The 24,619-nt window shown below is 43.7% G+C and carries 26 protein-coding genes and 1 riboswitch; of the genes, 15 read left to right on the forward strand and 11 right to left on the reverse strand.

Annotation, left to right across the window (positions count from 1 at the left end; genetic code table 11):
* Positions 1-55 precede the first annotated feature (55 nt).
* The gene (locus tag MKX41_RS05655) at positions 56-748 is read left to right on the forward strand and encodes a pseudouridine synthase (RefSeq protein WP_339803072.1); all 693 of its coding nucleotides are present in this window, start codon (positions 56-58) and stop codon (positions 746-748) included.
* Here MKX41_RS05655 and thiE read toward each other — a convergent pair.
* The 6 genes from thiE to MKX41_RS05685 are packed head-to-tail and all read right to left on the reverse strand — an operon-like array spanning position 729 to position 5,540.
* Positions 729-1,385, reverse strand: coding sequence for a thiamine phosphate synthase (gene thiE / locus MKX41_RS05660; RefSeq protein WP_143764012.1), 657 nt, complete (start codon positions 1,383-1,385; stop codon positions 729-731). The genes MKX41_RS05655 and thiE overlap by 20 nt on opposite strands.
* Entirely contained in the window at positions 1,375-2,202 is an 828-nt protein-coding gene (thiD, locus tag MKX41_RS05665) for a bifunctional hydroxymethylpyrimidine kinase/phosphomethylpyrimidine kinase (RefSeq protein WP_340974824.1), read from the reverse strand. Before thiD ends, thiE begins: the two co-directional genes overlap by 11 nt.
* A 22-nt stretch (positions 2,203-2,224) precedes the next feature.
* A complete protein-coding gene (gene thiM / locus MKX41_RS05670; RefSeq protein ID WP_149644231.1) occupies positions 2,225-3,019 on the reverse strand; it encodes a hydroxyethylthiazole kinase in 795 nt (264 codons plus the stop codon).
* A gap of 40 nt (positions 3,020-3,059) precedes the next feature.
* Positions 3,060-4,094, reverse strand: a complete 1,035-nt coding sequence (locus MKX41_RS05675; RefSeq protein ID WP_340969062.1) for an ABC transporter substrate-binding protein — start codon at positions 4,092-4,094, stop codon at positions 3,060-3,062.
* Positions 4,091-4,864 carry an ABC transporter permease gene (locus MKX41_RS05680; RefSeq protein ID WP_340969064.1) on the reverse strand — a complete coding sequence of 258 codons (774 nt, stop codon included), beginning with the start codon at positions 4,862-4,864 and terminating at the stop codon, positions 4,091-4,093. Before MKX41_RS05680 ends, MKX41_RS05675 begins: the two co-directional genes overlap by 4 nt.
* Positions 4,845-5,540 (reverse strand): ABC transporter ATP-binding protein, encoded by a 696-nt coding sequence (locus MKX41_RS05685; protein WP_340969065.1) that lies wholly within the window; start codon positions 5,538-5,540, stop codon positions 4,845-4,847. The genes MKX41_RS05680 and MKX41_RS05685 overlap by 20 nt, the downstream gene beginning before the upstream one ends.
* A 265-nt stretch (positions 5,541-5,805) precedes the next feature.
* A riboswitch (TPP riboswitch) is annotated at positions 5,806-5,909 on the reverse strand.
* 223 nt (positions 5,910-6,132) lie between these two features.
* On the opposite strand from MKX41_RS05685, the gene MKX41_RS05690 reads away from it, so the two are divergent.
* Genes MKX41_RS05690 through MKX41_RS05700 form a run of 3 tightly spaced genes read left to right on the forward strand, consistent with a single transcriptional unit; the run spans position 6,133 to position 8,456 of the window.
* Positions 6,133-6,969 (forward strand): amino acid ABC transporter substrate-binding protein, encoded by an 837-nt coding sequence (locus MKX41_RS05690; RefSeq protein WP_076282859.1) that lies wholly within the window; start codon positions 6,133-6,135, stop codon positions 6,967-6,969.
* A 51-nt stretch (positions 6,970-7,020) separates the two neighbouring features.
* Positions 7,021-7,689, forward strand: coding sequence for an amino acid ABC transporter permease (locus MKX41_RS05695; protein ID WP_042187519.1), 669 nt, complete (start codon positions 7,021-7,023; stop codon positions 7,687-7,689).
* A 14-nt stretch (positions 7,690-7,703) separates the two neighbouring features.
* Positions 7,704-8,456 (forward strand): amino acid ABC transporter ATP-binding protein, encoded by a 753-nt coding sequence (locus tag MKX41_RS05700; RefSeq protein ID WP_042187521.1) that lies wholly within the window; start codon positions 7,704-7,706, stop codon positions 8,454-8,456.
* 93 nt (positions 8,457-8,549) lie between these two features.
* Here MKX41_RS05700 and MKX41_RS05705 read toward each other — a convergent pair whose 3' ends face one another.
* Complete coding sequence (locus MKX41_RS05705; protein WP_042187523.1) at positions 8,550-9,212, reverse strand: S-layer homology domain-containing protein; 663 nt, start codon at positions 9,210-9,212, stop codon at positions 8,550-8,552.
* A 320-nt stretch (positions 9,213-9,532) separates the two neighbouring features.
* Between MKX41_RS05705 and MKX41_RS05710 the strand changes: the two genes are divergently transcribed.
* Positions 9,533-10,006, forward strand: coding sequence for a Fur family transcriptional regulator (locus MKX41_RS05710; protein ID WP_042187525.1), 474 nt, complete (start codon positions 9,533-9,535; stop codon positions 10,004-10,006).
* A 365-nt stretch (positions 10,007-10,371) separates the two neighbouring features.
* On the opposite strand, the gene MKX41_RS05715 is transcribed toward MKX41_RS05710, so the two are convergent.
* A complete protein-coding gene (locus MKX41_RS05715) occupies positions 10,372-11,052 on the reverse strand; it encodes a TIGR00266 family protein (protein ID WP_042187527.1) in 681 nt (226 codons plus the stop codon).
* A 145-nt stretch (positions 11,053-11,197) separates the two neighbouring features.
* Between MKX41_RS05715 and MKX41_RS05720 the strand changes: the two genes are divergently transcribed.
* Both MKX41_RS05720 and MKX41_RS05725 read left to right on the forward strand, forming a co-directional pair.
* Positions 11,198-11,404, forward strand: a complete 207-nt coding sequence (locus tag MKX41_RS05720; protein ID WP_340969069.1) for a hypothetical protein — start codon at positions 11,198-11,200, stop codon at positions 11,402-11,404.
* A 61-nt stretch (positions 11,405-11,465) separates the two neighbouring features.
* The gene (locus MKX41_RS05725; protein ID WP_042187532.1) at positions 11,466-12,197 is read left to right on the forward strand and encodes a class I SAM-dependent methyltransferase; all 732 of its coding nucleotides are present in this window, start codon (positions 11,466-11,468) and stop codon (positions 12,195-12,197) included.
* A 110-nt stretch (positions 12,198-12,307) separates the two neighbouring features.
* Here the strand turns inward: MKX41_RS05725 and MKX41_RS05730 are convergent, their stop codons facing one another.
* A complete protein-coding gene (locus MKX41_RS05730; RefSeq protein ID WP_339247550.1) occupies positions 12,308-13,126 on the reverse strand; it encodes an AraC family transcriptional regulator in 819 nt (272 codons plus the stop codon).
* A gap of 320 nt (positions 13,127-13,446) precedes the next feature.
* On the opposite strand from MKX41_RS05730, the gene MKX41_RS05735 reads away from it, so the two are divergent.
* The 5 genes from MKX41_RS05735 to MKX41_RS05755 all read left to right on the forward strand — a co-directional run bounded on the left by MKX41_RS05735 (position 13,447) and on the right by MKX41_RS05755 (position 17,759).
* On the forward strand, positions 13,447-14,220 hold the full coding sequence (locus MKX41_RS05735) for a sugar phosphate isomerase/epimerase family protein (protein WP_076282852.1): 774 nt from the start codon (positions 13,447-13,449) through the stop codon (positions 14,218-14,220).
* A complete protein-coding gene (locus MKX41_RS05740; protein ID WP_042187538.1) occupies positions 14,213-15,310 on the forward strand; it encodes a Gfo/Idh/MocA family protein in 1,098 nt (365 codons plus the stop codon). The genes MKX41_RS05735 and MKX41_RS05740 overlap by 8 nt, the downstream gene beginning before the upstream one ends.
* A 22-nt stretch (positions 15,311-15,332) precedes the next feature.
* Complete coding sequence (locus tag MKX41_RS05745) at positions 15,333-16,409, forward strand: Gfo/Idh/MocA family protein (protein ID WP_042187540.1); 1,077 nt, start codon at positions 15,333-15,335, stop codon at positions 16,407-16,409.
* Between the two features lie 26 nt (positions 16,410-16,435).
* Positions 16,436-17,404, forward strand: a complete 969-nt coding sequence (locus MKX41_RS05750; protein WP_042187542.1) for a sugar phosphate isomerase/epimerase family protein — start codon at positions 16,436-16,438, stop codon at positions 17,402-17,404.
* 97 nt (positions 17,405-17,501) lie between these two features.
* Positions 17,502-17,759, forward strand: coding sequence for a DUF2164 domain-containing protein (locus MKX41_RS05755; protein WP_042187544.1), 258 nt, complete (start codon positions 17,502-17,504; stop codon positions 17,757-17,759).
* Positions 17,760-17,779: 20 nt separating this feature from the next.
* Here MKX41_RS05755 and fabV read toward each other — a convergent pair whose 3' ends face one another.
* Positions 17,780-18,970 (reverse strand): enoyl-ACP reductase FabV, encoded by a 1,191-nt coding sequence (gene fabV / locus MKX41_RS05760; protein ID WP_042187546.1) that lies wholly within the window; start codon positions 18,968-18,970, stop codon positions 17,780-17,782.
* Between the two features lie 129 nt (positions 18,971-19,099).
* Here fabV and MKX41_RS05765 point away from each other — a divergent pair, with 129 nt between their 5' ends.
* From MKX41_RS05765 to MKX41_RS05775, 3 genes are all read left to right on the forward strand, one after another.
* Positions 19,100-20,062: a phosphotransferase family protein gene (locus tag MKX41_RS05765; protein WP_340969070.1), complete on the forward strand. Its 963-nt coding sequence runs from the start codon at positions 19,100-19,102 to the stop codon at positions 20,060-20,062.
* Positions 20,063-20,569: 507 nt separating this feature from the next.
* On the forward strand, positions 20,570-21,637 hold the full coding sequence (locus MKX41_RS05770; protein WP_042187548.1) for an ABC transporter ATP-binding protein: 1,068 nt from the start codon (positions 20,570-20,572) through the stop codon (positions 21,635-21,637).
* Between the two features lie 187 nt (positions 21,638-21,824).
* On the forward strand, positions 21,825-23,291 hold the full coding sequence (locus MKX41_RS05775) for a glycoside hydrolase family 43 protein (RefSeq protein WP_340969072.1): 1,467 nt from the start codon (positions 21,825-21,827) through the stop codon (positions 23,289-23,291).
* Positions 23,292-23,378: 87 nt separating this feature from the next.
* On the opposite strand, the gene fabF is transcribed toward MKX41_RS05775, so the two are convergent.
* On the reverse strand, positions 23,379-24,617 hold the full coding sequence (gene fabF, locus MKX41_RS05780) for a beta-ketoacyl-ACP synthase II (RefSeq protein WP_339247561.1): 1,239 nt from the start codon (positions 24,615-24,617) through the stop codon (positions 23,379-23,381).
* Positions 24,618-24,619: the final 2 nt, after the last annotated feature.

Below are 24,619 nucleotides of genomic sequence, written 5' to 3' on the forward strand. Positions count from 1 at the left end.
TGTTTTTTTATGGATAGATGCAAGTATCAGTATCAGAAGGAAAGTAGGATTATCAGTGAGAATCGATAAATATATAAGCGAAACAGGCTTCTGTTCCAGAAGGGAAACGAAACGACTCATTGCCGCAGGGCGGATCGCTGTTAACGGCATCGTCTGTGATGCGAATATTCTTTTAGAGCCAGAGGATATCGTATGGATTGATGGAGAGCCCATAACAAGCAGTAAAGGGGAGCCGGTATACCTCGCGCTGAATAAACCGATAGGCATCACCTGTACAGCTGCGCCAAATGTAGCTGGGAATATTATAGATTTTGTAGGTTATCCCTCACGGATCTTTGCGATCGGCAGATTAGATAAACACTCGGAAGGCCTCATTTTGTTAACCAACGATGGAGATATCGTAAACAAAATGATGCGTTCCGAGAATGGGCATGAAAAAGAATATGTAGTTCATGTAGACAAGCCAATAACGTCAGAATTCATACATGCCATGTCTAGTGGTGTGGATATTCTTGGCGTCACAACAAAACCTTGTGAGGTCTCTCGGATCGCGGAATGTCAGTTTAGAATTATCCTAACTCAAGGCCTTAATCTGCAAATACGCAGAATGTGCAAGGAGTTAGGATATAGAGTACTAAAGCTAGAGCGTATAAGAATCATGAATATTACACTTGATAGTTTGGAGCGAGGACAATGGCGGCATTTGAGCGGAGAAGAGCTGAGTGAGCTTATGACCCGCTTAAATTAACTTCGTGAACAAATCCTCTGGCTGCCAAGGTGATGTCTTCAGCGCCCGCAATAGCTGAGATAACGGAGATACCGTCCGCACCCGCAGCTAGTACTGGTGCTGCATTGTGCACCGTGATCCCGCCTATGCCAACCAAAGGAATCGTAATGCCGCTGTTTCGTATTTCTTCAATAACTGATGTGCCTCGAACAGCTTGGGCATCCTCCTTGGAAGAGGTAGGATAAACAGGACCAATGCCCAGATAATCGGCTCCATCCGCTATCGCCTGCCGAGCTTCGGCGAGCGAATGAGCGGACACACCAACGATCTTATCCTCGCCAAGCAGCTGCCTAATCGCCAGCGCAGGGGTATCATCTTGTCCTACATGAATGCCGTCCGCATCAAGGGCGATGGCTAAATCAATATCGTCATTAACGATAAAAGGGACTCCGTTAGCACGACATATCTTTTGGAGCCGTCTTCCTAAATTAAATTTAACTTGGGCAGTTAATGCCCCCGTACCTTTTTCACGAAATTGGAACATCGTTATGCCTCCCGCGACCGCTTCTTTTAATACCTTGGCTGGGGCTATCCGACAATTCACACTGCCCATAATGAAATAGACTTTTAATAAATCCCGCAGTTGATCACTGTCTATTTGCTTCAAGGTTCATCCCTCGCAATCTATTCTGATATGCAAAATGATTCGTAGGTCCATGTCCAGCCCCTATGCCCAGCTCGTCTTCAATCGCCGCTTGTATAAAAGCTTTAGCTATGTGTGTTGCTTCGGGAACGGTTTTGCCCTTAGCAAGCTCGGCAGTGACTGCTGCTGAATAGGTGCAGCCTGTGCCGTGCGTGTGTCTAGTCTGAACTCGTTGACTCTCCATAAAGATGAATTCGTGACCATCATATAAGAGATCCACAACAGCCGTAGTTGAGGTATCATGCCCACCTTTTAGCACTACATAGTTAGAGCCCATGGCATGAATGAGTTTAGCCGCTTCTTTACGATCGTCTATAGTAGTGATGCTTATGTTGGTAATCATTTCAGCCTCTGGAATATTGGGTGTCGTCACTAAGGCTAGCGGGAGGAGATGATTGATTAAGGACTGAACAGCTTCTTGCTGTAGCAGCGTGGAACCCCCTTTAGCAACCATTACAGGATCAACTACAAGATTACGCCAGCTGAATTGCTGGATCTTCTCTGCTACGATACGTATGATGTCACTGTTAAAAAGCATCCCGGTCTTCACAGCATCCGGCTTCAGATCAAGTCCAATGGAATCAAGCTGCTGAGTAGTAGCTTCCAGTGTCAACGGATAAACGCCTTGAACTCCGAGGGTGTTCTGGGCTGTCACAGCCGTAAGAGCACTCATTCCATATACAGAAAGCTCCTGAAAGGTTTTTAGATCTGCTTGGATGCCAGCGCCACCACCGCTATCCGATCCGGCTATAGTTAAAGCTTTATATATCATCATTGTTCACTCCTTAGGGTTGTTATCTGAGTTGCTTGATTATTGATTTATCTTGGTAAGTTTCAGCTGTGACCAAGCTCAATTGATTTAGAAACTCGATTTGAAAGCTCCCCGGACCTTGTCCAGTCGTTAGTTCAGCGGCGATTTCGGCAGCCACTCCATAGAAGGAGAGAGCTTCGACTGCGGCTTCAAGAGATGCTCCTTCACTTACCGCTAGAAATGCACCGACTACTGCACTTAGCAGACAACCGGTTCCCGTTACTTTCGTTAGAATTGGGTGACCGTTGCTGGCAATGTAGGTGTTATCTCCATTTGTGATGACATCGTCTTTTCCGGTGATGATAACTACACAGCCTAACTTCCGCGCGGCAGTCTCAGCCAAGACGACTACGTCGCCATCCCCTTCGCCTGCATCTACCCCTTTAATAGACCAGCTTTCACCAATGACATTGGCAACTTCAGCAACATTGCCACGTAGAGCGGTAATCTGCATCTCATTCACTAGCTTTTGCGTGACCGCTGTTCGATAAGAAGTGGCTCCCGCACCCACTGGATCAAGAACTAAGGGGACGCCGTGCTTATTCGCAGATTGTCCCGCGAGCACCATGGATTGAATGGCGTAGTCATTCAGTGTGCCGATATTTAGAACTACGGCAGATGAAAATGCGGCGATATCGACCACTTCCTCGTGAGCATCCGCCATAAAGGGGGAGGCACCGAGCGCCAAAAGACCGTTGGCTGAGAAATTGGCTACGACGATGTTGGTGATATTGTGAACCAGTGGATTGGATTCCCGTACTTTGGAAAGATAACTCATGATTATTCCTCCTCAAGTTTTATGAACGAATAGCTAATGTTTAAAGATTAATAAAAGCATCCTCAGCTTTGATGTCAGTAGACAGTAAATCATTGTCCGATAGCCACTGTCTTACCTTCTCCCAAGACGCTGGCGCTTGATATCCAAAATCTTGATCACCCGCATTCATTAGCGGTAGTAGAATCGCCAGGCTCTTCTCTTCAATTTGCTTATCGAGTGGAGAGGTCTCATCTTCGTGTGCAAGCAGCAAATTTAACGCTTTTTCCGGATTGTCCTGCACAAATTGTTGTCCTTTTGTAATTGCATTTACAAACTTTTTGAAATAGGATTCAGAATTTTGTAGTCCTTGATCGCTGGCGACAAGGACTAGCTCATAATAATCGGGGACTCCGTAATCCGTGGGATTGAACGAGTTCACGGGATGACCTTCTTTTTTCAAGATTAATTGTTCGTGGTTAATGAACCCTCCCATTATGGCATCCACTTGCCCCGTCGCAATCGCCGGAATAAGGTCAAAGCCTACGTCGATTAATTTGCTGGCCTTAGGGTCACCCCCATCGTTCTGGATCATCGTACGAATCATGGCTTCATAAAGAGGAATGGAAGAATACCCAATCTGTTTACCTGTGAGGTCTTTTGGACTATGAATGTCACCATCCTGAGGTACCATTAAATGATTAAGCGGATGTCTCATAATCGCTGCAATAGAACGTACTGGAATGTTCTCACTGCGTGCCATGAGCACCTGAGGTTGATAGCTAAGCGCTAAATCGATTTGATTCGCTGCTACAAGCTTCAGTGCGTCATTGCTGTCTGCGGGCATTTGGATCTCTACGTCCAGACCTTCCTCTTGGAAATAACCATTCTGCTCAGCAGCATATAAAAAAGAGTGAACGGCATTGGGATACCAATCGAGCATAATCTTCAGCTTGTGCGTTTGTATAATTTCGTTATTAGATGAATTAGCAGGAGGACTACTTACATTGGATGCTTTTCCGCAGCTGGTGAAGATTAGGAGTGAACATATGAGAAATACGGGAATAAGCCATTTTCTTTGGAAATTCAAATCATTCATTGCTTAGATCCTCTTTTCTTTAAAAATAATGGTTCGAGCAGAGCTATCATCAGAAACAACACTACACCGAGCGCGGACAACAGAAATACAGCGGCGAACATTTCGGCACTTTGCATATTTCCGGCCATCCTTCGGCTAAAGTAACCGAGTCCTTTGCTGCCTCCAAGCCATTCGCCGATGGTTGCTCCAATCACGCAGTACACAATGGATAGCTTTAGTCCTGAGAAAAAAGAGGGCAGCGCCAGCGGAATTTGGGTTTTAGCAAGCAGTTGCCAGCGGTTTGCGCCAAATGTTAACAATAAGTCTTTGTAGGCTTGACCACTTGTACGAAGTCCGTCATATGTACTCACAACGACTGGAAAAAAAGCAGTTAGAAACACAACAGCCACTTTGCTCCACAGCGTATACCCGAACCACATAATAAAAATGGGGGATAGCGCGATTAACGGGATCGTCTGACTGATAATAAGGAACGGATAGATGGCTTTTTCAAGGGGGCGAAACAAGAACATTCCGGTGCCCAGCAGTGAACCACAGATAACCGAGAGAACAAAACCTACCAATATTTCCTGCAGTGTCGCCATTAAATGCGGTCTGAGTAATTGCCTGTGTTCGATCAATGCGATACCTATTGAAGAAGGTGCAGGTAGGATAAAGGCTGGAATCAAGTGAAGACGAACAGCTGATTCCCAGATCACAAGAATGAACAATAGCAGTAGAATGAAGGGGCCGTAATTGTTTAAATATTTTTTAAAAGGTATGGGATGCATACAGTCTCCGCTCCAACTCTTCCCGTAACGCTATAAACCGGGGTTCATAGTTCATCTTGTAATGTCTTGGCCTCGGTAAATCAACGATGATCTCCTGTAATTCGCTATGCACGCCTCCAGACAATAAATAAATCCGATCGCTTAGTAACAGCGCTTCCTCTAGATCATGGGTGATGAGCATCACTGTTTGATCCAGCTCATCCCAAAGCTCCAACAGCCAACGGTGTATCTCACGTTTGCTCATAGCGTCGAGCGCTCCAAATGGCTCATCTAGCAGCATAAGACCGGCCCCGCCGCCAGCTACAAGCGTTCGTAGAAATGCGACTCGCTGTTTCATGCCACCCGATAGCTCATGGGGATAAGCCCTCTCTACATCGGCCAAACCGAAGCGTGACAGCATTTCCCGAATGTGAGAGATCGTCTGTTGTTTACTAAACCTTGGTTTAATCTCCCAGGGCAAAAGACAGTTGTCGAGCACGGTTCTCCAAGGCAGCAGCAAATCCTGCTGAGGCATGTATGAGATCTGACCTAAGCGAGTAGAAGATGACGAGTTCAAATGAATTATTATTTTCCCATGAGTGGGTTCGAGCAAGCCTGCTATAGTTTTGAAAAGCGTACTTTTTCCGCATCCGCTAGCCCCAATGACAGAAACAAACTCACCTTGCCTGATATCCATGGATAGATCTGCGAATACAGGGAGTTGTTCTGATTCCGTAAAAGAGTAGGTTAAGCCTTGAATGGATAGGATTGTCGTGATGATCGAACCTCCTAAAAATTTGTGAGCGTTGGCTTCTTGGAAAGCATCGTACAAAACTTGCTTCGAAAGCCTACGCTTAAGTTTTGTGATTGATTGTAAACAAATAAAGACCCATTCATTTCCGGTGGGAAATAAATGGGTCAAAAAGTTCATTCAGCATAGGAACACTAAAAATGCATGGGATGAAAATTCTGCTCCACTTCCCTCCGCTGGTATGATCCAGATCAGGTTCCAAGGGTCCGGAGCTTGAAGCTCCGTCTCAGTCGGCCGACTCCCCTAGTGAAATAACAGGTCCATATTTAATTTGTTTATAAATATACCATATCTTTCTGAGATGTAAAGAGAGGATGTTGTGAAGGATTATTCTAAGAATGGGTAATATAAGGGTAGAGATTTACCTAATATTACAATTCCGATGAATATAATCGGAAAAAACCATTGACGGTAAACATCAGCCAGTGTAGTATACAATTTACCGGATGAATTCCGGGTAAAGAGAGGGGAATTAATAATGAAAAAACTAAGTTTAACTATTCTATTGGCGTTAACCGTGGTGTTTGTAGCGGCCTGCGGCAATAATTCGAATACCGATACTTCTAAAAATTCTTCAGCTGGAACGAATGGTGGAAATACAGCCACTGCGCAAAACAGTCTGGAAGCTGTTAAAGCTAGCGGCAAATTGCGTATAGGAACAGAAGGCACGTATGCACCCTTTACTTATCATGACGCTTCGGGGAAACTGACCGGCTTTGACGTAGAAATTGCTGAGGAAGTAGCGAAGCGCCTCGGTGTTGAACCAGAATTTTTTGAGACACAGTGGGACGGTATTTTTGCTGGGATGGATGCCAAGCGTTTTGATGTTATTTTTAACGAAGTATCCATTAATGAAGATCGTAAAGTGAAATATGATTTCTCTGAACCGTATATCGTATCTAAAGCGGTATTGATAGTGAGTGAAAACAATGAGGATATTAAAACATTTGCAGATCTTAAGGGTAAAAAAGCTGGACAATCTCTAACCAGTAACCTGTCCGATATCGCCCGTGAGAACGGTGCTGAAATCGTTGCTACAGACGGGTTCAATCAAGCGATGGACCTATTGACCTCAGGCCGTATTGATGCGACTGTAAATGATGGTTTGTCTTATCTGGACCTGAAAAAGCAAAAGCCTGATGTGAAAATTAAAGTGGTAGATGAGATTCCTGACGGTTCGCAAAGCGCAGCTGTTTTCTTAAAAGGCAACGATGAGTTGGTAAAAGCAGTTAGTGATGCAATTGTTGAAATGAAGAGCGATGGCACATACTTAAAGATTTCTGAGAAATACTTTGGTGCTGACGTTTCAAAATAATACAAGGTTTCAGAAGCTAACCAGCTTGGAGCCAAAAAAGGATGTCTAAAAATGGATGACCGCAAAATACAAATTTTCTTAGATTCACTGCTACCCCTGCTAAAAGCTGGGGTGGCTTTTACCATTCCTTTGGCATTGATATCATTTGCACTGGGACTGATCTTAGCGATATTGACTGCATTAGCTCGTCTCTCCCCGTGGGTACTTCCGAAGCTGATCGCTCGCTTTTATGTATGGGTCATTCGTGGAACCCCTTTGTTGGTGCAACTGTTTATTATTTTCTATGGTTTGCCGGCAGTTGGAATCGTGCTAGACCCTTTCATAGCCGCAACCATTGGATTTACGCTTAGTGTAGGGGCTTATTCATCAGAAATTATACGTGCTGCTATCCTGTCTATACATAAAGGTCAGTGGGAAGCGGCCTTCTCCGTTGGGATGACTCGTACCCAGGCACTGCGCCGCGTTATACTGCCACAAGCTGCCCGTGTTTCTGTACCGCCGTTATCGAATTCCTTTATTAGCTTGGTCAAAGACACTTCACTGGCAGCGACCATTACCTATACGGAGATGTTCAGAACAGCACAGCAGGTTGCTTCCACCTCCTATGAGCCACTGCTGATCTATTGCGAGGCAGGATTGTTCTATTTACTATTCTGCTCAGTGTTATCAGCACTGCAAAATTACTTGGAGAAACGACTGAGTCGTTACTCTGCGAGCTAAAGGGGGAGACAATTATGATTGAAATACTTAATTTGCATAAATCCTTCGGTGAGCTGCAGGTATTAAAGGGCATTGATCTCGAAATGGAACATGGCAAGGTACTGGTCATTATTGGCCCATCGGGTTCAGGCAAAACAACGCTTTTACGCTGCTTTAATCTGCTTGAAGTCCCTGATCAAGGAAGCTTATCGCTCAGTGATATTAAAATTAATTTCACGGATAACAAGAAAATCCCCCAGAAGTCCATTTTGGCATTACGCCAAAAAACAGGGATGGTTTTTCAGTCCTATAATCTTTTTCCGCATATGACTGCACTAGGCAACGTGATGGAAGGGCAGGTGACGGTCCAGAAACGATCCAAGGACGAAGCACGCGAACGTGCCCTTCAGTTGTTAACTAAAGTTGGCTTGGCGGACAAAGCGGATGCTTATCCGCACCAACTGTCTGGTGGCCAGCAGCAACGGGTAGCTATCGCTCGTGCCATGGCAGTAGATCCAGAGGTGCTGTTGTTCGATGAGCCTACCTCTGCGCTTGATCCAGAGTTGGTGGGGGAAGTACTTAAGGTTATTAAACAGTTAGCGGCAGAGGGAATGACTATGGTGATAGTGACCCATGAGATGAAATTTGCTGCGGATGTGGCTGACCGGATCATTCTGATGGATGGAGGCCATATTCTAGAGCAAGGGACTCCGCAAGAAGTTCTTGAGCATCCGCAGCATCCTCGTGCTCTACAATTTCTGAACAGAATTAGTGGAGAAGAAGTATAGAAGACGATCAAGACGCAAAAAAGCAGTCCAGGACTATACCTGGGCTGCTTTTTCTTGTTTACCATTCAATGTTATTGGTGTGTCGCTTCTAGGTTAGGATTTAATACCGGTCTTCAGAAATTCCAAAGCATTATAGAGCATAATCGCAGCTTCGGCGCGAGTGATTTCACTTTTTGGATTAAACTTCCCATTGGCGTCTAAACTATTAATCTTGTATTTAAGAGAACGTTGAATGCTGCCTTGATAAGAAGGATTCAGCGCAGCATCGTCAGCGATATCTACGGGCACTATATTGATCATCGGCAGATTCCCAATGCCTTCGACCCCTTGCACTAGATAATTGGTGAACTCTTCTTTGGTCATTGTTTTGGTTGGATCAATATCCTTAGGAAGCTCGACATGATTGTAATACGCATTGATAAAGGCTTCAGCGTACCAAGCTTTATCCTTGACTTTCGTGAACAAGCCACTGGCAACGGGAGCTTTGTTGAAATCAATAGCCGCGAGACTAAGCTGGAGTCCACCCGAAATGAACTGGATCCCTTGTGCTGTTGTTACTTTGGAGCTGGGCAAGAATTGGGATTCACTAACCCCTTTGATCAAGCCTTGATTTTTTAAAGAAATAATTTTTTCTTTGCCGTTTATATTATCAATATCCTTAAAGGTATTTCCGGCTGCAAATATTTGGCCACCCAAAGAGAAGGAGAGAATCGTAACGGTTGTAATCGCGGCTAACGTTCTTTTTTTCATATTCATGGTTATTTCACCTCGTTGTATGGATAGGCCTCGTGGCCGCTATCACAAACTTAAACGCAGAAAAATATGGAAAGGTTGCGGTCAAACCTATAATATTTCACGAAAAAGTAGATTTTGGCAGAAAAATAGGCAGGAATGGATGAAAGAACTTTGGATAAGAGAGCTGAAATGTTATAATGATGTCAGGCTCTATTCATTCGTGATTATTTTTGATATGATTATATCGTAAAGATTACTATTTACGTTTAATATTTGATGCATAAATGGGTGCGTCTCAGTGGATACGGATGTTAAATCATTCCGGGAAGGTAGGAGATCAAATGGATCAAATTTCAAATATCAGTCAGCTTTTTGCGGCGCAAAAATATAAATTAACGCCCCAGCGTGAGGCCATAGTGAACATATTGCTCGACAATGAGAAAGATCATCTCAGCGTAGAAGAAGTATATATGCTTGTCAAGAACAGTTATCCGCATTTAGGGCTGGCAACGGTATACCGTACACTTGAGCTCTTATGCGAGCTTCACATTGTAGAAAAGATGAACTTCGGAGATGGAGTCGCTCGTTACGATCTGCGCGGGAATGATCATTCTCACATGCATCATCATTTGATATGCAGCGTGTGCGGCAGGTTGGAGGAAATTAAGGATGACTGGCTGGTGGAGCTGGAGAAAAGAGTGGAACGTGAATATGGCTTTAACGTCACGGATCACCGCCTTGATTTCAAGGGCACTTATGACACATGTAAACGAACAGGCTGCAAAAAAGAAAAAGCAAACAAAGCGGTTTCTTAAGCCGCTTTCTACCTAAAAGAAGAAGCTGTCTCAGAAGTAGTAAGTACTACTTAGGGGGCAGCTTCTTTTTCGGAAAAGAATTAGGGAAAAACTCCCTCTAAATAACTGATAATTGCCCGATACGAATGGAAATGGGGAAATCCTCCCTATAAATCGGACAAATATCTATATTTCACAACAAATCAGTTGAATTATAGGGAGGATTTCCCTAATTAGTAGTCAAATGCGCAGACATCTCTGAATTATAGGGAGATATTCCTTAATTTGCACGCACAGCAGCGCTTCTTGAAAACCGGAGCAGCGCTATCTTGCCTTTTAAACAGTTAAAGGAAATCCTACTTACGGGAAATCCTATGTCATTTTTCTTAGCTTCGAGTGGGTACGAAGGATTTAATCCACGTTCCGAAGCTCCCAGGGTTACGGCTCTGAACGAGGATTACACCTTCTCCGCGGAATCGGCAGACAAGCGCTTCACCACTGGTTAAACTGTTCAACCAACCCGAGGCTGCTTTTTCTACCTTATAGTCCATATAATCTGGCCAAGCGACGAGATGTCCATTGTCGATAATCATCTCTTCACCAGGTGCTAAATTAATGGCGTGGATCGCTCCGAAGGAGGACAGGAATACTGTTCCTCTGCCGCTGATTTCTACAATGAAGAAGCCTTCACCAGAGAAAAGTCCGCGTGTTAAATTTTGCATTTTGGTATTTACTTGAATGCCTTCCGTTCCGGCTAAGAATCCGTCCTTTTGAACTAACAGCTTATAGGATCCATCTAATTCGATAGCTTGGATATCACCTAATGATCCTGGAGACAATAGTACCTCACTTTGACCACGGATAGCTCTGAGTTCCTGGAAGAAGAACTTTTCACCGCTCAGCATTCTTCCCAGACCCCGCATTACGCCTCCATCAGCCGTTCCTTTTAATTCTACGTTAGGAGACATGGCAACCATTGCGCCCATCTCAGCTTTAACACTTTCGCCGGGGTCCAAATATACCTTTAACATTGCAAAAGCACCCTCGTACAAAACATCGTATTTCATCACTAAAAACCTCCGAATCTATTTAGATAAGTTAGAAAACTAGCAGTGATCTCATTGTAACGGAATTCTGGCTGCGCTCATAGTCTGTATTATGTTAAACTGTAGTTGTCTGATAGTTCATCAATGAATAGGAGAGTGGTGCCACATGGCACGAACCAAGACTCAAAAAGCCTTGCTAAAGGCAGAGCGTTCAGGAACCTGGTGCGCAGCTCTAAGTCGCAGATCCAATGGGGATTATAGCGCCATTTCACAGCATGTACGGTTAACGCCGAGCAAACAACAGCAATTGAATAAGAACAAACACAAGGAGCGGATCTTCCAAGATGATGCTCCTTTTTATTTGGCGATTTGAAAATAATGCGTCACTAAGAATATACTGATGGAAGACATTATGGATAGGAGATATATAACTGATGAAACAAAATAAATACGACGATACGAATTTCTTCTCAGCCTATAAACAAATGCCTCGTTCCATTGGTGGGCTTGAAGCAGCTGGAGAATGGCATGTATTACAACCTCTGATCCCAGACTTACATAATAAAAGTGTTCTTGATTTAGGCTGCGGATTTGGCTGGCATTGTCTATATGCACGCGAGCAGCAGGCAAGCTCAGTCGTTGGCGTAGATATCTCTGAAAAAATGCTTCAAGAAGCGCGTGAAAAAACAGACGATCCAGCTATTTCATATATCCAGATGCCGATTGAAGATATTGAATTTGCGAGCGAACAATTTGATGTGGTCATCAGTTCATTGGCCCTGCATTATGTAGAGTCCTTTGAAGCTATCTGTCGCAAGGTTCATACTTACCTTAAGCCAGGCGGTAGCTTTATATTTTCAGTGGAGCATCCCATCTTTACTTCTCGAAATGAACAGGATTGGTATGTGGATGACCAAGGCAATCGTCTTCATTGGCCTGTAGATCATTATCAGTCTGAGGGGTTGCGTGAAACGACCTTCTTAACAGAAAATGTGATTAAATATCATCGCACAATCTCAACCTACTTCAATGACTTGATTGGAGCCGGGTTTGCTATCAAAGCAGTTAAGGAGCCTAAGCCTTCTGATGAAATGAGCAATGATCCGTGGATGAAGGACGAGGATCGCAGGCCGATGTTCCTGATCATTTCAGCTGAAAAAGAATAATCATCTCATTAACATGAGTATTGTTTGAATATAGAAGCAAGGGTTATCCTCGTAGTAGTTTATCTACTATAGGGATAGCCCTATTTTTGTTGATGCAATTCACCTCTATATTATACTTGAGTTCTGCTGTGTACACGGTACTGTCTAGGGGACATGCCGAAACGACTTCGGAATACACGGTGAAAATAAGTATAGTTCGCGAAACCGCAGGTTTCTGCTACTTGCTCCAGCGGCATCGGGCTGAAGGTTATTCGTTCTCTTGCCATCTCTAGCCGGACATCATTTACATATTTGATAATACTGGTCCCGAAGGCCTCCTTAAATAAATGAACGGCACGGGAGACGGAAATATCTACATGTGCGGCAACATCCTCCAACAGAAAAGGTAAGGTTGCATGCTCCTCAACATATTGCTTCATTCGGTAAGCTAGATAGCCTTTAGGCGTAATCGCTGGCTGATCTGTAATGAGTCTGTCGATTTCCATACACAGGATTTGCAGATAACAGGCAGATATCGCTGGTGAGAAATCGGAAAGACGTCTGTGCTCAAGAATCAGCTGACGAAATAAGCCAAGGAAATTCTCACTAAGTGGCACACTTAAGAGTGAGGGTCTCTGAGCACGTTCCCACCATTCAACAATCCAAGTTCCTTCACAAAAAATATGATAATCTCCGCTTTCAATCCGCGGCTTACCCACAGGATACTCTTCCTTATCAATGATTAAATAGTAAGGATCATTAGGAGCAAACAGCATGATATCGCCGCTCTCTACTAGAGTCATCACACCGTCGATCATTGCTCGGCTTCGGCCCTCTGTTTGCAGACGAATTAAATAGTTCTGATTTCCATGGCTATGTGACATATGAAAAGGTTTGCGGTGAAAGGAAAATCCAGCAGATAAAACGTGACAGGTAGTTGATTGATTCATGTGTCCTCCTTGATGTCTAGAAATGATAATCAGATTGTTCATGTTTTAATCATATTATTCATTTTATTATATACGCTTTCATATTACTATGTACCTAAGCAATAAAGAAAGAAATCGACCATCCACGCTATACGGAGTCGATATTAGCTATGCAAACAAGAATGGTAGTTGAAGGAAACTAATGGGAATCAGATTAGTCAATTCTGCAACAGCATTATTGTTCAAGTGATTGCTGCTGTTGATCTCTTTGGGGACGAGCAGCAGAAAGAAGTTTAAATGAATTAGTAAGCTAACCCTAAACCCATTGGAGTGATTAGAAAATGCTGAAGATAGGTCTGCAATTGTACACGCTTAGAGAAGAATTGGAACAGGATTTTGAAGGAACACTGCGTAAGGTAGCAGCCCTTGGATATAAAGGCGTAGAGTTTTTCCACTATTTCGGCCGCACCGCAGCAGAAGTCAAACAATTGCTAAATGAGCTTGGACTGGTTGCGCTCGGCGCACATCGTCCATATGACGCATTGTTGAATGATACAGAAGCAGAGATCTCTTACAATCTTGAGATTGGAAACCCAAATTTGATTGTTCCTTATTTGTCAGAAGAACAACGTAACTATGAAGAGGTTGCCGCGAATCTGAAGGTTATTGGAGAAAAGTGCAAAGCGGGTGGAGCAGTTCTTCTGTATCACAATCATGATTTCGAGTTAACAGATAAATATGGTGATAGTGACCGTACTGCTTTTGATGGATTGTTTGAAGAGGTGCCGGCTGACCTGTTGCAAGTGGAAATGGATACTTGCTGGGTACATCATGCAGGCTATGATCCAGTTGAATATATCAATAAATACGCAGGTCGACTGCCGATCATCCATCTGAAGGATTTGAAGAAAAAAGAAGACGGCTCTCCGGAAACTGTTGTACTAGGTGAAGGTGAAGTGAACCTTACTGCAATTTTAAATGCAGCTGTACAGGCAAATGTGGAGTGGGCGGTAGTAGAACAGGATTTCTGCAGTCGTTCACCATTAGAAAGTGTAGAAGATAGTTTGAAATGGGTAAAAGCATACGCAAATCAAGGAGGAAAAGTTAATGTCTAATAAGTTGAGAATTGCTATTGTAGGTTGCGGTGGTATCGCAAATGGGAAACATATGCCAAGTTTGTCACGTCAGAAGGATGCTGAAATGGTAGCTTTCTGCGATATCATAGAAGAGCGTGCACAGAAAGCCGCTCAGACTTATGGCGCTGAAGGCGCTGCTGTTTATACAGATTACACTGAGCTTTTGAAAGCTGGCGGATTTGATATTGTTCATGTATGCACACCAAATGACAGTCACTCCGTGATTACTATTGCTGCATTGGAAGCAGGTAACCATGTAATGTGCGAGAAACCAATGGCTAAAACCACTGCCCAAGCACAAGAAATGTTGGATGCTGCGAAGCGTACGGGGATGAAGTTGTCTGTCGCTTACCAGAACCGTTATCGTTCGGATAGTGAATACCTTAAAGCACTCTGCGAAAACGGCGAACTAGGTGATATCTATTATGCAAAAGCAATTGCCCTTCGTCGTCGTGCGGTTCCTACTTGGGGCGTGTTCCTGGATGAAGAAAAGCAAGGCGGCGGCCCACTGATCGATATCGGTACGCATGCACTTGATCTTACTTTATGGATGATGGATAATTATAAACCACGCAGTGTTATGGGCTCGTCTTTCCATAAGCTGAGTAACCGAAAGAACGCTGGAAATGCCTTTGGTCCTTGGGATCCTGAGCAATTTAAGGTAGAAGATTCAGCTTTTGGATTTATTACCATGGAAAATGGTGCTACAATTGTACTTGAATCTAGCTGGGCACTAAATGTATCTGAGTATCGAGAAGCTCAGACGCTTCTTGCAGGTACAGAAGGTGGTGCAGATATGAAGGATGGTCTGCGCCTAAACGGTGACCGTGGTGGACGTCTGTATGAGACCAAAGTAGACTTGTCTGCTGGTGGAGTAGCGTTCTTTGATGGTGGACAGGAAAATGAATCTGATCGTGAAGCTCGCTTGTGGCTTGAGGCGGTTAGAGAAGACAAGGAACCTGTAGTTAAACCTGAGCAGGCCCTCGTTGTTACTCAAATCTTGGAAGCTATTTATGAATCTTCACGTACAGGTCGCGCTGTGTATTTTGACGGCACATCGGATAATTAATAGGGAAGTAGGAGTGGAAGTCATGAGCTCAAAGATACATTCCGTAGTCATCGTTGGCTTTGGTGGAATGGGAAGTTATCACGCGAAATTAATTAAGGAGACTAACTCCCTAGAAGTGGTAGGGACATACGACTTGCTTGAAGCACGTCGTGCGGACTCCATCAATGCTGGTTACAAGGTATATGAAAGTTATGAAGAAGTATTAGCAGATCCTGCAGTTGAGATTGTTCTTATTGCGACACCAAACGATGTACACAAAGAAATCGCTATACGTGCGCTACAAGCTGGCAAACATGTTATTTGTGAGAAGCCAGTCGCTATGTCCAAGGAAGAGCTTCAAGATATGCTGGATGCTGCGGATGCAGCAGGACGTGTGTTCATGGTACATCAGAACAGACGTTGGGATGAGGATTTCTTAACCATCAAAAAAATGTATGATCAAGAGACCATCGGTTCTTTGTTCCAGCTTGAATCTCGCGTACATGGAGCGAATGGTATTCCAGGAGACTGGCGCCATGTCAAGGCACAAGGTGGAGGAATGCTGCTAGATTGGGGCGTTCATTTATTAGATCAGCTCTTATTTATGATCGATAGCAAAGTCATCAGTGTGAGCAGCAGTCTGAGCTTTATTCTAGGCAATGATGTAGATGATGGCTTTGAAGCCATCCTGCAATTTGAGAATGGAATTAAAGCTATCGTTGAGGTTGGGACAACTAACTTTATTACGCTGCCTAGATGGTATGTGAAGGGTATTGAAGGAACGGGTATTATCGAAGATTGGTCTTTAACTGGACGTTTAGTAACCAGAAACAATGAAGGTGAAAAGATCGAACCTAAGCCTATACGTGCTGGTGTTGGATTAACCAAAACTATGGCGCCTCCTTCAGAAGGGGCTACGATTACAGAAGCTTTACCTCAACCTGCGGAGCTAGGCTCTAGCTTCTATGACAATTTCGCAGCCGTTATTGAGGGAACAGCAGAGCCAATCGTTAAGAATGCCGAAGTAATGCGTGTTCAGAATTTGATTGAAGCTATTTTTGAATCTGCTGAGAAGAACCAAGTAGTAAAAGACTTCGATATGTATGGTGAAGGTAAGTAAACTATTTGCAAAAGAGGTGACTTACAATGAAACTTGGAGTATTTATGGTCTTGTTTGGGGGTCGCAAGCTGGAGGATGCTCTTGATTATGTAGCGTCCAAAGGTCTAAAGGCGGTAGAGATTGGTACAGGAGGGAATCCTGGTAACAGCCATTGTGATCCTAAGATGCTTCTCGAGAATGAGACAGCATTGAAAGAATTCAAACATGCTGTGGAATCCCGTGGATTGACGATCAGTGCATTGAGCTGTCACGGAAATCCCCTACACCCACAAAAAGAGCTTGCCCAGAAGGATCATGAGGACTTTGTGAACTCGGTCAAATTGGCGCAGAAGCTAGGAGTTCCAGTCGTTAATACGTTCTCTGGCTGTCCAGGTGATCATGAGGGTGCCAAGTATCCGAACTGGCCGGTAGCTCCATGGCCAAATGATTATCAAGAAATTCTGGATTGGCAATGGGAAAATAAAGTGATTCCTTACTGGACTGAATGGGGAGCCTTTGCCGCAGAGCATGATGTGAAGGTTGGTCTTGAGCTGCACGGCGGATTCTCCGTTCACACACCTGCTACTCTACTGCGGTTGAGAGAAGCTGCAGGTGAAGTAATCGGAGCTAACCTTGATCCGAGTCATATGTGGTGGCAAGGAATTGATCCAGTGCAGGCAATTCATATTTTAGGCCGCCAAGGCGCAATTCATCATTTCCACGCTAAAGATACAGTTATTGATCCAGTCAATGTCAATATGCATGGCTTAACAGATATGCAATCCTATACCAAAATGCTTGACCGTGCATGGCAGTTCCGTTCGGTTGGCTTTGGACATGATCTTAAGACTTGGGCTGATATTATGAGTGCTCTTCGTTTGGTAGGATATGATTATGTGGTCAGTATTGAGCATGAAGATGGATTGATGTCTGTGGAAGAAGGCTTCTCCAAAGCTGTAAGTAACCTTCAACAAGTATTGATTGAGGAGCCACTAGCAGAAATGTGGTGGGTTTAGATTAAAGGGAATAGATATAAGAAATGACGTGCGCAAGCACGTCATTTTTCCTGTATTAATAATCTGAATTTTAAACCATACAAATTGGAGGACGATCATGCAGCCGATAAAAATACAGAGAGAACACAAACTACAAATTACATCCAGCATTCAGGATTATTTTGAAACGGAGCTGTCTAGCGAAATTGGCCAATTAGCAAGTGAGAATCTTCTTGATTTTATGCTCAAAGAACTCTCACCTTATATTTATAATCAGGCACTGGCAGATGCCCGTAAAGTGATTGAGCAAAAGATGATTTCCATTGAAGAAGAATTGTATGCACTTGAGCAACCACTAACATCTGCTAGAAGATAGTCCGCAACATAATGTATTGTTTACCGCTGATTGGTAACCGTTACGTCTGGATCAGTCTCAGCTTCATAATCTACACCCTCAGTCTCAAATCCGAATAACTGGAAAAACTCCTGTTTGTAGCTTTCTAGATCTGTCAATTCATAGATATTGTCTGTCGTGAGTTTATCCCAGATTTGAGTCACTTGATCCTGTACATCCGGGGACATCTCCCAGTCATCGATTCGGATACGCCCTTCTTCGTCCACAGAAGTCCCTTCGATCGCATAAAGACGTTCTGCAAACAACCGATAGGTTTGCTCAATACAACCCTCATGAAGTCCTTTCTCTTTCATGACTTTGTATAGCGCAGAAGTGTACAGGGGGACGACAGGAATTGCTGAGCTAGACTGTGTGACCAGTCCTTTCGTAACTGCTACATAGGCTCGACCGTCTATACTAGATAGTTCATCGTTAAGAGTGTGTGCTGTTAATTCTAGATGATCTTTTGCGCGTCCAATCGTTCCCTTCCGATATACAGACTGGGTAATCTCCGGCCCGATATATGAGAATGCGATGGTGGTGGCATGATCGGCCAAAGCTCCGGCTTGATGAAGAGCTTCAATCCAAAGCTGCCAATCGTCACCACCCATCACTCGAATGGTATCATCGATTTCTTTGTCTGTAGCAGGCTCAATAGAAATTTGACTGACTTCACCCGTATGAAAGTTTACGGTTTTATTCGTGTAGGTATCTCCTATAGGTTTAATTACGGAGTTATAAACTTCACCCGTCACAGGATCTGTTCGACGGGCAGAAGCAACGCTGTAGATGACTAGATCAACTTGTCCCAATTCACTGCGAATCAGCTGTATGGTTCTATCCTTAGTTTCTTTGGAGAAGGCATCACCGGTTACGCTGTAGGATTGAAGTCCAGCTTTCTCTGCAAGTTCCTCAAAGGCTGCTGAATTGTACCATCCAGCAGAGGCTGTACGGGCTCCATTGCTGCTGCTCTGGCGGTAGACGCCTACTGTGCTGGCTCCAGCCCCAAAGGCGGCTGTAATCCGTGAGGCGAGGCCATATCCTGTAGAGGCGCCAATGACAAGCACCTTGCGTGGTCCTTTGATCTCGGGTTGTGTCTGGATATATTCGATTTGCCGCTCTACTTGACGAGCGCAACCTTGCGGGTGTGCGGTAGTACAGATAAAGCCGCGTGTTCTAGGTTTAATAATCATGTTAATCGTTTCCTCTCTTTCATGAAAAGCAGGCTAATGAGACTCGTTTGTTCTAATTTTAACAATTTTCATTCAAATGGAGAAGGATTGTTTATCCTTTGATACTTATTTCATTATGGTGGTGAGATCTTGGAGAGCTTTACTAAAACAAAATTAACGACAGAGCAACAGAATGATTTGGTAGGTGTTACTTTTGGAAGCCATGTGAGCATTCAGCGAAGTACTGAACTGACAGGTGGCTATTTTAACGCAGCATATGACCTTTTATTATCAGATGGAAGAGACATGATTCTTAAGATAGCACCGTCAGCTGAAGCAGATACCCTTAGTTACGAACATGATATTATGTCTGTAGAGGTTGCGGCGATGCGACTGATGAAGTCAAAAGGGACAGTACCTGTGCCTGAGGTATACGCTTATGATAACAGTAAAGAAATGATTTCAAGTGAGTTTTTTTTCATGGAGAAAATAGTTGGCCAGCCCTATAATGAAATTAAGGAAGCGCTAAGCTCGCAGCAGAGAATAAGTATTGAGGAAGAGTTAGGTCGTTATTCCCGTTTAATTAATGAAATTCCTGGTGAGCGTTTCGGATTATTTAGTGCGTCCACACCAGTAAAAGGAACTTCATGGCGGGAAACTTTTAAGCATTTGATAATGAATCTGCTTGAAGATGCACGTCGTTTAAAGGTAGAAATGCCCATTCCGTTAGAAACTGTTGAGGCAGAGATCAAAAGTCACTTACATGTTATGGACGTAGTCGTTGAGCCTCGTCTAATACATTGGGATTTATGGGATGGCAATGTGTTTGTGCGAGAGGGCCGCATTGTTGCATTGATTGATTGGGAACGGGCACTTTGGGGCGATCCACTTATGGAATATTATTTTCGCTATATTGAGAATTCAGAGCATTTCTGCAGAGGTTACGGGAATAGCTTCGACAGCCCAAACGAACATGCCCGTAAAAAACTCTACGACTTATATATCGACTTAATTTACTTCATCGAGTGTTATTCGCGTAAGTACGATAGCCAAGGTCACCTTGAGTGGGCGCATGATAATCTGCTTGAGGGCTGGAAGCGGTTCATGAATTAACACATTTTTGACACAACTACAACATGACAGATAGGGAGACTGAGCAACAGTAGGGGAGAATTCTTATATTTGAACGGCTGAGTGTACATATTGATACCGTAAGTTTGCTGTAGCCGCTGTCAATACTACGTTTGTTTCATGATCATTTATGCACAAATAGCATTGCTTACTGAAGTACATGACCATGTAACTTTTGCTTTGGTTGTATTATTCGTGTATATTTTGATAGTGGGCTTTAGAATCATGGCAGTATTCCTTCCATACCATTTATTGTATTTAGCAGTACCTAGTAGTTCTTCCTTATTCTCTATTTGCGTATTTTAAAGAGGAGCTATCGCAACTATTGAGCACGCAATAATTAGATCTAGTACTAAAGTGTGAGGTTAGCCGTATTTTTTTCAGAAAAATCTTGACTAGAACCCTTAAAACTAGATAAAATAATACTTATTGCTTACAACATGCTGAGAATCATTATCATAATTGACGAGGAAATGAGAGGGTGACAAGATGGAGCGCCTTTTAGAGGTAAAAGACTTAGCGATATCATTCAAAACACACGGCGGAGAGGTACAAGCGATCCGTGGTGTTAGCTTCCATGTAGATAAAGGTGAAACTCTAGCGATTGTTGGGGAGTCAGGTTCGGGTAAAAGTGTAACCTCACAAGCGGTTATGAAGCTAGTTCCTACACCACCAGGAGAATATAAACGCGGACAGATTCTATTCGATGGACAAGATTTGATTGGCAAGACAGAGAAGCAGATGCAGAAGATCCGCGGTAAAGAGATCGGTATGATCTTCCAAGATCCGATGACCTCTCTGAACCCAATGATGAAGGTCGGCAGACAAATTACTGAAGTGCTGCTTAAACATGAGAACATCTCCAAGGCTGATGCGAATAAACGTGGGATTGAGCTTCTCAATCTTGTAGGTATTCCTTCTCCAGAACGTCGTTTCAATCAATATCCACATGAATTCAGTGGTGGTATGCGTCAACGTGTTGTTATTGCAATGGCACTTGCTGCGAACCCTAAGCTTCTGATTGCGGATGAGCCGACTACTGCGCTCGACGTAACCATCCAAGCACAAATCCTTGATTTGATGAAGGAATTGCAGAAGAAGATTGATACGGCTATTATTTTTATCACCCATGATCTCGGGGTTGTAGCAAGAATGGCAGATCGTGTAGCTGTAATGTATGCTGGACAAATTGTTGAAATGGGAACAGCGGAAGAGATCTTCTACGATCCAAGACACCCATACACTTGGGGCTTGCTAGCTTCCATGCCAAGTCTAGAGAGCAAAGGATCTTTGCTAACAGCAATTCCTGGTACTCCTCCAGATTTGATCAAACCGCCTAAGGGCGATGCTTTCGCACTACGTTCCACTTACGCTATGCAAATCGATATGGAGAAAGAGCCTCCAATGTATAAGGTTTCGGATACCCATATGGTGAAGTCTTGGCTAATGCATCCGATGGCTCCTAAGGTGGAACCGCCGGCAGTTGTTAAGAACAGACAACGTGTGCTTAAGAATGCTTATCCAGAGCCAGTTTTGGTACAAGAAGGCGCTAATTAAACAGATTATTTTACGTAAAATATAAAAGAAACGTCAGGCCATTTCGATGGCTTGGCGTTTTTTTATGTGTATGAATGTTCACTATTATTTAAATAAATATGAATTAATACGAACTTAGTTGAATAAAAGGATTGACTATTGTTTGTTTTCGTTTCAAAATGAAAAGGCATACATAGGAGGTATAACGATGAGAAAAGCAATTATGACTACAATGATCAGCGTTTCATTATTAGCAGTAACCGCGTGCAATGACAATTCAGCTAGTTCCAGCAACACAAATAACGTAGCTGACTCTGCGCAGCCTGTCTTCAAAAATGTATCTGTACATGATCCGTCGATCATTATGACAGATAACAAATACTATGTGTTCGGCTCTCATTTAGCATCTGCTAAATCAAATGATCTGATGTCTTGGACTCAGCTGTCCTCTGGGGTGGTAGAAGGAAACGTTCTCATTCCTAATGTCAAAGAGGAGTTTGCTGAAGCATTAAAATGGGCACAGACGGATACCTTATGGGCACCCGATGTTATCCAATTGGCGGATGGCAAATACTATATGTATTACAATGCTTGTAAAGGGGATTCCCCGTTGTCTGCACTCGGCATAGCTGTGTCGGACAATATTGAGGGACCTTATAAGAATAAAGGAATCATTCTGAAGTCAGGTATGATGGGCAAGGGTGATGATGGAGAAATATATGATGCCACTCAAAAGCCGAATGTAGTAGATCCGGATGTGTTCTTTGATAAAGAAGGGAAGCTGTGGATGGTCTATGGCTCTTACTCCGGTGGTATTTTTATTATGGAACTAGATGCGAATACAGGCTTCCCGCTGCCAGATCAAGGTTATGGCAAAAAGCTTTTGGGTGCGAACCATGCTCGGATAGAAGCTCCATATATGCTGTACAGTCCGGAAACGGATTACTACTATCTGTTCCTATCCTACGGTGGTCTGGCTGCAGACGGTGGATATAACATCCGTGTAGCTCGTTCAAAGGCGCCTGATGGACCTTTCGAAGATTCTGAGGGTCAAGATATGATTAATGCACAAGGATCGCCATCCGTATTGTTCGATGATCCAGCATATGCTCCTTATGGAGTGAAGCTAATGGGGAATTTCGAATTCTTGAATACAGATGACGAGCTGCCAGTGAGTGGAGAAGGATATGTATCACCAGGTCATAACTCAGCGTTTTATGATGAAGAGAATGGCAAGTATTATCTGATCTTCCATACACGGTTCCCGAATCGTGGAGAAAAGCATGAGGTAAGAGTTCATCAGATGTTTATGAACAGTGAGGGCTGGCCGGTTGTAGCCCCGCACCGCTATGGCGGAGAGAGCATAGAGAAATACACAAAAGAGCAAATTTCAGGCGAATATAAATATGTAAACCATAACAAAGACATTACGGCTGATATCGTGCAGTCGGAGCTGATTGAATTCACTAAGGGCGGTAAGATTAAAGGAGCAGTAAAAGGGAAATGGAAGCTTATTGATGATCATACTGCTGAGCTTACCATTGACGGTTCTACTTATAATGGGGTGTTCCTGAAAGAGTGGAATGAAGCAACAACTAGTAACGTTATGACGTTTACTGCGGTTTCCAAGGAAGGTATCTCTATCTGGGGGAGCCACGTATCAACGATGGAATAACAGATTTTTTTGAAATTGGCAGTAGAAACGGGGTTCCAATTAGTCCTAAGAATGACTAAGTCGGAACCCCGTTTTATGGATGATTGGTCAATCTTCAAACTTTCGAATCACAATGACAGCATTATGCCCACCGAAACCAAAGGAGTTAGACATACCTATAGTAAGATCAGATTTTCGCGCAATGTTCGGGACATAATCTAAATCACAGATGGAATCTTTGACCTCCTGATTAATGGTAGGTGGGATGATTCCTTCTTGAATGCTCTTAATAAGGGCAATGGCTTCTAGGCCACCAGCCGCCCCTAAGGCGTGTCCAGTCATGGACTTATTAGCGGTTACGGGAATCTGGTAGGCTTGATCACCGAATAACTTCTTTATCGCAAGGGTCTCAGAGCGGTCACCTACTACTGTACTCGTGGCATGAGCACTAATTACATCCACCTCTTCGGGCTGGAGATTAGCTTCATTCATGGCCAGCTTCATCGCTTGATAAGCACCAATTCCTTCTGGATGGGTGGCGACCATATGATAGGCATCAGAGCTGGCACCATAACCGATAACCTCTCCGTGAATCTTGGCGTTTCTACGCTGCGCATGAGAAAGTGACTCCAAAATAACTATTCCGCCACCTTCACCGATAACAAATCCGTCACGTTCCCCGTCAAAAGGCCGACTCGCCTTAATCGGCTCCTCATTTCGAGTGGATAAGGAGGTGGCATTGCCGAAACTGGCTAAAGAGATTTCAGTAATGGCTGCTTCTGATCCACCAGCAATTACGATGTCGGCACCTCCATAACGGATCAACCGGAAGGCTTCACCGATTGCCGTATTTCCAATAGAGCAGGCAGTTACTGGAGACATTGTAGGACCTAAAGCTCCTAATTTAATGCTGATCATCGCCGCAGCCATATTAGAGATCATCATGGGAATTAAAGTGGGGCTGACCCGATCTGGTCCGCGGCCCTTTAGCACATTCCCTTGTTCCATCAAGGTTTGAATTCCACCAACGCCTGATCCTACATAAACCCCGAGACGTTCCTTGTCAATCTTATCAAGCTGTAGACCGGAATGTGTCCAGGCATCTTCAGCGGCTGCCAGAGCGAACTGACTAAATCTATCCATTCTGCGTGCTTCTTTACGGCCAAATCTGGCCTCCGCATCGAAATCATGCACGACTCCCGCGATCTTTGTCTTAAAGTTAGAGGTATCAAATGAAGTGATTGGGGAAATACCCGACTCACCAGAAACTAGACGATCCCAGAATTGTTCTATTGTATTTCCAAGGGGCGAGATTAAGCCCATACCTGTAATAACTACGCGTTCCATAA

The sequence above is a fragment of the Paenibacillus sp. FSL R5-0475 genome (genome assembly GCF_038004585.1).
In the GTDB taxonomy this organism is placed as follows: domain Bacteria; phylum Bacillota; class Bacilli; order Paenibacillales; family Paenibacillaceae; genus Paenibacillus_AQ.